5 protein-coding genes are annotated in these 9,979 nt (G+C 70.9%); 3 read left to right on the top strand and 2 right to left on the bottom strand.

All coding sequences use genetic code 11. The annotated features are described in order from the left end of the window. Positions 1-70: 70 nt before the first annotated feature. Positions 71-610, bottom strand: a complete 540-nt coding sequence (locus ACLQ25_RS25500; RefSeq protein ID WP_425733324.1) for a hypothetical protein — start codon at positions 608-610, stop codon at positions 71-73. A 242-nt stretch (positions 611-852) separates the two neighbouring features. Here ACLQ25_RS25500 and ACLQ25_RS25495 point away from each other — a divergent pair, with 242 nt between their 5' ends. Both ACLQ25_RS25495 and ACLQ25_RS25490 read left to right on the top strand, forming a co-directional pair. After that, entirely contained in the window at positions 853-1,785 is a 933-nt protein-coding gene (locus tag ACLQ25_RS25495; protein ID WP_425733323.1) for a tetratricopeptide repeat protein, read from the top strand. A 175-nt stretch (positions 1,786-1,960) separates the two neighbouring features. Further along, the gene (locus ACLQ25_RS25490; RefSeq protein ID WP_425733322.1) at positions 1,961-2,947 is read left to right on the top strand and encodes an NAD(+)/NADH kinase; all 987 of its coding nucleotides are present in this window, start codon (positions 1,961-1,963) and stop codon (positions 2,945-2,947) included. A 142-nt stretch (positions 2,948-3,089) separates the two neighbouring features. On the opposite strand, the gene ACLQ25_RS25485 is transcribed toward ACLQ25_RS25490, so the two are convergent. After that, on the bottom strand, positions 3,090-3,983 hold the full coding sequence (locus ACLQ25_RS25485; protein ID WP_425733321.1) for a sulfite exporter TauE/SafE family protein: 894 nt from the start codon (positions 3,981-3,983) through the stop codon (positions 3,090-3,092). Between the two features lie 852 nt (positions 3,984-4,835). On the opposite strand from ACLQ25_RS25485, the gene ACLQ25_RS25480 reads away from it, so the two are divergent. Further along, positions 4,836-9,979, top strand: a 5,144-nt coding sequence (locus ACLQ25_RS25480; RefSeq protein WP_425733320.1) for a beta-ketoacyl synthase N-terminal-like domain-containing protein, incomplete at its 3' end; no start/stop codon positions are given.

The raw sequence follows: 9,979 nt of genomic DNA, 5'->3' as shown, positions 1-9,979 counted from the left end.
CCAAAACCCGCATGATCAAACGCTCGAACAGCAAATACCAAGCCCGCGGCCCCAACATCAACCGGCGCAGCTACCAGACCACCACCAGTATCAAAATCATCAGCCCGACCCTTGACGACCACACCCACCGCCTAACTGAACGGCGTTGACCATAGACCTGGAACAAGTCCGCCAGACTTCCGCTGTCAAGCTCGCCCTGGCCGATTGTGCTCATTCCCGGCAGCGGAGCCGCCCGGTGTTCCGTCCACGTCGGATTGACGGCTGCTTCCCGTGACACGCCGAGGTTGCGCTTCGACCACTTCCAGCCGAGCGGTATGGGTGCCGAGACGCGCAATCCCCGCTGTTCCAGATCAGACTCGACTCCCCCCCGGATCTGCTCGGCCAACCGGTCGACGGCGCGATCGATCAACTCCGGCGCAGGGTCCGGCCGGCGCACAGACCTGCGCCACCGCGCGGCAAAGCCCGGCGCGATTACCAGCAGGAGCGGCGTGAGAGCCTGAATGGGTACGAGATGCTCAGGATGCTCGACCAACATGACATACGCGGCGGCGATGACGCCTGCTAACCCCAGCAGAACGAGCAGCAGCACACCACGGCGGGCATTGATCACAATGAGTAGGCTACCCCGACTCCCGGGCTGACCAGGCCCCGGCCGGTCGCCGCCCTCCGAGCCGGCCGACCACCGAACTGGTCCGCGCCAACCTGGTCGCCGAACCGGCGCCCGGCCGGTACGCCCTGCACGACCTTCTGCGCGCGTACGCTGCCGAGGAGGTCGCCCCCGACGACCGGCGGGCCGCGCGGTCACGCCTGGTCGGCCACTACACGCACGCCGCGCACGCCGCGAACCGGCTCGTGCACGCCCAGCGGGACCCCATTCCGCTCCCGCTCGACCCGCCGCCCGCCGCCGACACGCCGGAGCACCTGGCGGATTCGCGCCAGGCGACGGCGTGGTTCCACGCCGAGCGCGCCGCCCTGCTCGCCACGCTGCGCCTCGCCGCCGCGTCGGACCTCGACCGGGAGGCCTGGCAGCTCGCCTGGGCCCTCGACACGTACCTGGAACGCAGTGGGTACTGGTACGACCGCGCCGTCGCCTGGCGGACCGCGCTGGAGTGCGCGGACCGGCCCGACATTCCGGCCGCGCGTGCCGGCGCCCACCTCAGCCTCGCCCACACGGACCTGCGGTTGCAGCGGCTCGACGACGCGCAGGAGCACCTGCACCGCGCCCTCGACCTCTATCTGGGCAGCGACGACACGGCCGGGCAGGCGTTCATCCACCGCCTCTTCGCCTACCTGCACGAGCACCGGGAAGACCTGCCCAGCGCCCTGGAGCACGCCCGCCGAGCCGTCCTGCTCTACCGCGCGGCCGGACACGAACGCGGGGAGGCGTTCGCGCTCAACGCTGTCGGCTGGTGCCACACGCTGCTCGGCGACCACGCCACCGCCGTCGAATACTGCGAACACGCCCTGAGCCTCCTGCGCCGGGTGGGCGACCGCGGCGGTACGGCCGCCACCTGGGACAGCCTCGGCCACGCCCGACACCACCTCGGCCAGCACGACCGGGCCGTCGACTGTTACCGGCAGGCCCTCGCACTGTTCCGAGAACTCGGCTACCGCGCCCACGAGGCGGACACCCTCACTCATCTCGGCGACACCCACCTCGCCGCGGGCGACACGGGCGCCGCGCGGGCGGTGTGGCAGCAGGCCCTGAGCATCCTCACCGACCTCGACCATCCATGGAGCGAGTCGGTCCGCGCCCGCCTCGACGCCCTGCCTTCCTCGGCGTAGTCCGTGCTCCGGCGGGCCGGTCACCGCCATCGCGGTCACGCCAACCCCCGTACGTAGGGTGATGCGCAGTGTTCAACGTCAGATGAGGTGACAGCCGAGAGGGCGTGGAGGAGTTCGACTGCTCGTTGGCGTCGTCGTACACCCGACCAGGCCGCAGGCCGCTGAGACGGCAAAGATGGTGTCGCGGATCTGCGCCGAGCACGGTGCCGAGTCGCAGACCCTGAACGTCTGGCAGGACGAGCAGAGCCCCGCCGACGTGCTGGCCGACCTGGCGCAGCGACCTCAGCTCGTCGTGACGATCGGCGGCGACGGCACTCTCCTGCGCGGATCGGCCGTCGCCGTCGAGGCCGACGCACCCGTTCTCGGCGTGAAGGCCGGCCGGGTCGGCTTCCTCACCCCGTTCGCCGCGACAGACCTGCCGAGAGTGCTCGGCGCCGCCCTGGCCGGACGCGCACCCATCCAGGAGCGCATGCTGCTCACCCTGCGGGCGTCGCGACCGCTGCAGGTCCCACCGGAACTTCGGACTCTGCTGCGTTACGGCCGCGGTCCCGATGCCGTCCCACCTCTTCCACGGCCGAGCACGCCCGACAAGGTGGGTTGGGGTGTCCCGTTGGGCCTGAGCGCCCTCAACGACGTCGTGTTCGAGAAACTCGGCCGGGACCGGCAGACCAGTGGCGCGGTGTACCTGTCCGGGCGGCTGTTCGCCACCTACTCCGCCGACGGCGTCATGGTCGCCTCACCGACGGGCTCCACCGCCTACTCCTTCGCCGCAGGCGGACCGGTCCTGTCGCCGCGCCTCAACGCCCTCGTCTTCACCCCGGTCGCCCCGCACATGGCGTTCAACCGCAGCATGGTCACCGCTCCGGACGAACCAGTGGGCGTCCAGGTGCTCCCTCGCTCGGGTCAGGTCACCGTCGTCGTCGACGGACGCGTACACGGAATCCTCGACCCCGGCGACTGGGTCGCCGTCTACCCCGCCCGACGCCGCGCGAAGCTCATCGTCGCCGACGTCGACGACTTCTTCGGCCGACTCCGAGACCAGTTCTCCCTCGCCGACGCTCCCGCCGCCCGCGCCGACACCGACAGCCAGCCGCCGATGCTGATCTACCGACCGGACCTGCCGATACCCGAGGACCTGAAACACCTGCACCTGCCGACCTAGACACCGAGCTACGCCGCTCACGTCCGCAACGAAGCACCTGGTGCTGCCGGTATCCGGGTTACTGGTTCATCCCCGACGTCGGCACCTCCCGAACGACGGGCCGGGAGGTGCCGACGTTCCTGGTCACTTGGATCGAGGCCGGTCAGCCGTTACTGATCGTGACGCTCTGTTGCTGCTCCCTCCGGTGTTGACGGATCGAGTACGTCACGGCGGCCGCCCAGATCGCGCAGACGACCGCGTAGCAGCCATAACGGAGGGTGGCCGGGGCGTTGAACCAGTCACTGCGGAGCAGGGTTCGGCTGTTGGTCAGCACGATCATGCCGCCGACCGCGGAGCCGAGCACCCGGGGCGGGACCAGGCGTACGAGCCAGGCCGCCACCGGCGCGGCGACCACTCCGCCGATGAGCAGCGCGACGACCCAGCCGACGTTGATGTTCTCGGCGCCGATACCGACGAGGAAGCCGAGGCTCGCCGCGACGGCGACCAGGAACTCGCTGGTGTCGATAGATCCAATGACCTTGCGTGGTTCGAGCCGGCCGCTGGCCAGGATCGCCGGGGTGCCGATGGGTCCCCAACCGCCGCCACCGGTGGCGTCGACGAAGCCGGCGAGCAGGCCCAGTGGACCGAGGAATCGCTTGCGCAGCGGCTTGCCCATGTTGCCCTTCGCCAACCCGAAGGTGGTGAAGCGGACCAGGAGGTAGCTACCGAGGGTGAGCAGGATCAGCGACATGATCGGTGCCGCCGCATCGGTGGAGAGGCTGGACAGGAAGGTCGCGCCGGCGAAGGCGCCGACCGCACCCGGAATGCCGATCCGCGCGACGACCTTCGCGTCGACGTTGCCGAATCGCCAGTGGGCGGCACCCGAGGCGAGGGTCGTGCCGATCTCGGCGAGGTGCACGGTGGCGGAGGCGGCGGCGGCATGGACGCCGACGGCGAGCAGCAGGGTCGTCGAGGTCACGCCGTAGGCCATGCCGAGACTGCCGTCGACCAGTTGGGCGCCGAGACCGACCAGGGCCAGCAGGAGAATCTTGCGCATGAGGCACCACCAGTTCGTTGGGGGCAGGTGGAAGGGGAAGCGGACCGCTCAGGTTGGACGGGCGGGTGGGCGGCCCGTCGGCGAGGTCCTGCCGGTCCGGTGATGGCCGACGGGCATCCGGCGGTGCCGCCGGGCACGCGGGCGTGGCGACCCATCGCGAAGCGCGCCGCGCCCGGCTCGAACCGGCGCGACCCGGTGGAGCCGACCGGGCCCGCCCGGCGGTGGTCGGTCGAGCGACGGGCCAGGGTCGCCCGCGCGATGACATGGCATTCTGTCGGTCGATTCCCCTCCTCTCCGATAGGCATTCGGCCCATTCAGCGAGGGCCAGCCCGGAACCAATTCCATACTCAGGAGATAGGAATGGTTCCGGCCCCACCAAACCGACCAGATAAGAGTGCTTTTATAAGCCGGATCTGCAAGATGATAGTGATAGATGTCACTTAATCTGCTGGGCTAGTAACATTTCCGAATTCAAAGTACGTCGATAGTTAACACCACGGCTCGCGGCCGGAGCGCTCCCACCGGCCACCGCCCGAGGTCAGGCTGCCATGGCGCGGCGAACGGAAGATGTCCCGCGTCTCATCGATGCGATCGGAAGAACCGCAGGCCAGGTGGCTATTTTGAGAAAGTTAACTGAGCCGTAACTAAGCTGGCCTAACTTAATTGGAGCCCGAGATCGACAGACGACAATAAGCTACGGGCGGCAACCTCGGTTGATCATCTGATTCATTCGGTCGCGCCCGGGACCCGGGCGCCCAATGAAGTGGGAGTCCGATGAGTCCTGCACCGAACACGCGCGATCTCGTAATCGCGATTAGCGCCGGTAGCCCCCTCGAACCCAGTCCCGGCATCGTGACCGCCGCCCGCCACGGCGGCGGTCACGGCGTCCTGGACCTCGCCTCCGGCGACAGCTGGACACTCACCGCCCTGGCCCAGGCCGCCGCCGGGTCGAACGGACCGATCGGCGTACGCGTACCGGCCGGCTGCACCGCCACGCCGGCCGACGTGGAGCGGGCGGGCCACGGCCGGGTCGATCTCCTGGTCCTACCGCCGGATGCGCCCTGGCCACTGGCCGACGTGGTCGACAGGTACCGAGTGCTCGTCGAGGTGACCAGCCTCGACGACGCCCGGTACGCCGCCGCCGCCGGAGCGCACGGGCTCATCGCGCGGGGCATGGAGGGTGGCGGCACAGTCAGCGAGCTCAGCTCGTTCGTCCTGCTCCAGCAACTGGCCGCGGCCGACGACATCGACCTGCCGATCTGGGTCGCCGGCGGCATCGGCCCCCGCACCGCCGTCGCCTGTGTCATCGGCGGCGCGGCCGGCGTCGTCCTGGACAGCCAGCTCACCCTCATGCCGGAGTCGGAACTCCCGGCGGACGCGCGGGGCGCGATCCGTCGGCTGGACGGGTCCGAGACGGTCCTGGTCGACGGAGTACGCGGGATCCGCCGGGGCGGTCCGCACGACAGCGCCTCACAACTGCTGCCGATCGGCCAGGACGGTTGGCTCGCCGCCGTCTTCGCCCGGCGCTGGTCCGACACCGCCGCCGCCGTACGCGGAATCCGCGCCACCCTTCTCGAAGCGCTCGCCGAATCGTCTGCCGGGGACGCCCTGGCGCCGGGCGCCGCTCTCGCCGACGCCCTCAACGTCCGGATACCCGTGGTGCAGGGCCCGATGACCAGGGTCAGCGACGAGGCCCCGTTCGCGGCCGCGGTCGCCGCCGACGGCGCGCTGCCCTTCATCGCGCTCGCACTGTCCGGCGCGGAACAGTCCCGCCGGGTGCTCCGGGAGACCGCCGATCGACTGGGCGAGCGGCCCTGGGGCGTCGGGGTGCTCGGCTTCGCGCCCGACGAGCTGCGCGCGGCACAACTCGAGGCGATCCGGGAGATCAGACCCGCGTGCGCGATCATCGCGGGCGGGCGGCCCTCCCAGGCAACGGCGTTGGAGCAGGACGGGATCAACACCTTCCTGCACGTACCGTCACCGGGGTTGCTACGGCAGTTCCTGCGGGCGGGCGCGCGCAAGTTCGTCTTCGAGGGCGCGGAGTGCGGTGGGCATGTCGGACCACGGGCGAGTTTTCCCCTGTGGGAGGCGCAGCTGCTGGTGCTCGAGGAGTTCCTGGCGGACAAGCCGGACGACGCCAAGCAACTGCAACTGCTGTTCGCGGGTGGCATCCACGACGCCCGGTCGGCGGCGATGGTCGCCGCGATGGCGGCCCCGCTGACCGGCCGCGGGGCGCAGATCGGGCTGCTGATGGGGACCGCCTACCTCTTCACCAGCGAAGCGGTGCAGGAGGGCGCGATTCAACCCCTGTTCCACCGTGCGGCCATCGCCGCCACCGGCACATCGCTGCTGGAGACCGCCCCCGGACACGCGACCCGCTGCCTGCCCAGCCCGTTCGTGGACGACTTCCACAGCGTACGGGAGGAGCTGGAGTCGGCCGGGGTGGAGAACCGCCAGGTCTGGGAGCAACTGGAGCTGTTGAACGTCGGTCGGCTGCGGATCGCCAGCAAGGGCGTGCGCCGGGAGGACGACGGCCTGGTCGAGGTCGACGAGGCGGTGCAGGCCGTCGAGGGGATGTTCATGGCCGGCCAGGTCGCGGTGCTGCGCCACGCACCGACCACGGTCGCGGAGCTGCACGTGCAGGTCACCACCGAGGCACAGGAGTTCCTCGCGGCACGGACCGCCGCGCTGCGCGCCGAACTCGTCCCGCCGGCCACGCCGGTGGACGAGCCGGTTGCGCCGCTGGAGATCGCCATCGTCGGCATGTCCTGCGTCCTGCCCGGCTCCCCCGACCTGCACAGTTTCTGGCAGACCGTACTCAGCGGCACCGACGCGGTCACCGAGGTGCCCCGCGACCGGTGGGACGTCGACACGTACTACGCACCCGAGGTGGCACCGGGTCAGGCCGGTCGGATCAGCGTCTCCCGGTGGGGTGGGTTCATCGAGCCGGTCCCGTTCGACGCGATCCGGTACGGGATCCCCCCGGCGGCGCTGAGCAGCATCGACCCCACCCAGTTGCTCGCGCTCGAGGTGGCACATCGGGCGCTCGTCGACGCCGGATACCCGTACGACGCGGCCGACGCGGACCACCGTTCGACCGGGGTGGTGTTCGGGGCCGAGGCCGGCAGCGACATGGGTCACGCCCAGACGCTGCGGACCATGCTCCCGGCCTACCTCGGGGAGGTGCCGCCCGAGTTGGAGGACCAACTTCCCACGGTCACCGAGGACAGCTTCCCCGGCGTGTTGGCCAACGTCATCGCCGGCCGGATCGCCAACCGTCTCGACCTCGGCGGTCCCAACTACACGATCGACGCCGCCTGCGCCTCGTCGCTCGCCGCGATGGACGCCGCCTGCAAGGAACTCAGCGCCGGCAGCAGCGACCTGATGATCTGCGGCGGCGCCGACCTGCACAACGGCATCAACGACTACCTGATGTTCACCTCCGCGCACGCCCTCTCCCCCACCGGACGGTGCCGCACGTTCGACAGCACCGGCGACGGAATCGCCCTCGGCGAGGGGGTGGCGTGCGTCGTACTGAAGCGGTTGACCGACGCCGAGCGCGACGGCGACCGGATCTACGCCGTGATCAAGGGCATCGGAAGCTCCAGCGACGGACGTGCGCTCGGGCTCACCGCCCCGAGGGCGAGCGGGCAGCGACGCGCCCTCGACCGGGCCTACCAGCGCACCGGGGTCTCGCCCCGACAGGTCGGTCTGGTCGAGGCACACGGCACCGGCACGGTGGTGGGCGACCGTACCGAGTTGGAGACCCTGACCCGGTTCTTCGACGAGGCCGGCGCGGAGCCCGGTAGTTGCACGCTGGGCTCGGTGAAGTCGCAGATCGGGCACACCAAGTGCGCGGCCGGCCTGGCCGGCGTGATCAAGGCGAGCCTCGCGCTCTACACCGGAGTCAAGCCACCCACGATCCACCTGACCCGCCCCAACCCCGCGTGGAATCCGGCCCGCAGCCCCTTCGCGTTCTACACCGGCGTTCGCCCGTGGATCGCGCCGGCGGCCGAGCGGCTGGCCGGGGTGAGCGCGTTCGGGTTCGGCGGGACGAACTTCCACACCGTGCTCAGCGCGTATGCGAACAGCCCGGAGCCACGGCACACCCGGCAGTCCTGGCCCGCGGAGCTGTTCTGCTTCCGCGGCGCCGATCGGCCCGCGGCACATCTGCGGGTACGGCGGCTGCTGGAGATGCTGTCGAACCGCGACGAGCTGGGCCGACCGTGGTCGTTGCGTGACCTGGCCGCGTCGCTGGCCGACGAGGCCGACCACCGGGCCGGCCCGGTCCAGGTCGCCATCGTCGCTCGTAACCGGAACGAACTCGCCGAGCTGTTGGGCCGGGCCGTCGCTGGCGAGCACGACCCGGCACGCGGGCTGGTCCAACCGTCGGACGACCCGGAGCCGGGCAAGGTGGCCTACCTCTTCCCCGGCCAGGGCAGCCAGCGGCCGGGTGCGCTCGCCGAGCTGTTCGTCGCGTTTCCCGAGCTGCGGCACTACCTGCGTCTCGGCGCCGAGTGGGCGGACCTCCTCTTCCCGCCGTCGGCGTTCGACCCGGAGACGGCGCGCGAGCAGGAGGACCGGGTACGCGACACCCGGGTCGCCCAACCCGTCCTGGGCATCGGCGGCCTCGCGGTCGACCACCTGCTACGTCGGCTCGGCGTCCGGCCGGACCTGACCGGCGGACACAGCTACGGGGAGCTCGTCGCGCTCTGCGTAGCCGACGCCTTCGACCCCGAGACCCTGCTCGCGCTGAGCCGGCAACGGGCCGATGCGATCCTCGCCGCCACCGGCGACGATCCGGGCACCATGGCGGCGGTCACCGGCACCGCCGAGCAGGTGAGCCGGGTGCTCACCGCATCGGGGCTGGCCGGCGACGTCGTGCTGGCCAACCGGAACACGCCGACGCAGGTCGTGATCTCCGGGCCGACTCCCGCGGTCGGGTCGGCGGTCGCGGCGCTGCGCGAGGGCGGGCTGGCGGCCCGTCAGCTCTCCGTCGCGTGCGCGTTCCACAGCCCGGTGGTGGCCGGCGGCACCACACGTTTCGCCGAGGCGCTGGCGTCCAGCACGGTACGGGAGCCGGCCATCCAGGTCTGGTCGAACCACACGGCCGCGCCGTACGACGGGGACGCCGACCGGGTACGTGAGCGGCTCGCCGCGCAGATCGGCGCGCCCGTGCGTTTCGTCGAACAGATCGAGGCGATGTACGCCAGCGGCGCTCGGACCTTCGTGGAGGCCGGCCCCGGTCAGGTCCTCACCAAGCTGGTCCGGGCCATCCTCGGCGACCGGCCGCACCTGGCGGTCGCCACCGAGCCCCGCCCCGACGAGGGGCTGCGCGGCTTCCTCGTCACCATCGCGCAACTGGCCTGTGCCGGCGTCCCGGTTCGGACCGGCTGGTTGTTCCAGGGCCGCGACACGGCGGACCTCGGAGCGGTCAAGACGGGCCAGCGTCCGTTCTGGACCGTGGACGGCCAGCTCGTACGAGATCAGTCCGGGAACAGCCTGCCCGGCGGAATGACGCCCCCACGACGGATCAAGGAGTTGTCGATGACCGCTTCGAACGGGACCGCCTTCAGTGGTCGGGACAGCCGCGACGAGTTGCTGAGCGAGTTCCTCCGCACCAGCCGGGACATGATCGCCTCGCAGCGGGACGTGATGCTCGCGTACTTCGGCGACGGCGCGGGTGGGCGACTCGTGTGGCAGCCCTCGCAGGCGTACCCGCCGGTGGTACTGCCGGGTCACGGGACCGAGATCGCCCCGGTCGCGACGGCGACGGCGGTGGTGGCCGCTCCCCCGGCCGCACCGACGGGCGGGGTCGAGGTGGCAGCTGTGGCGGTCGCAGCCTCCGGTCCTGAATTCCAGACCGCGATCCTCGACGTGATCAGCGAACGCACCGGCTACCCGGTGGACCTGATCGAGCTCGACCTCGACCTCGAAGCCGACCTCAGCATCGACTCCATCAAACGCGCCGAAGTCGCCGGCGAGGTCGCCGCACG

It is taken from the genome of Micromonospora sp. DT44, assembly GCF_049841635.1.
Taxonomy (GTDB): domain Bacteria; phylum Actinomycetota; class Actinomycetes; order Mycobacteriales; family Micromonosporaceae; genus Micromonospora.
The sequence above is the reverse complement of the archived record's forward strand: the minus strand, read 5'-3'. Positions and strand labels throughout refer to the sequence as shown.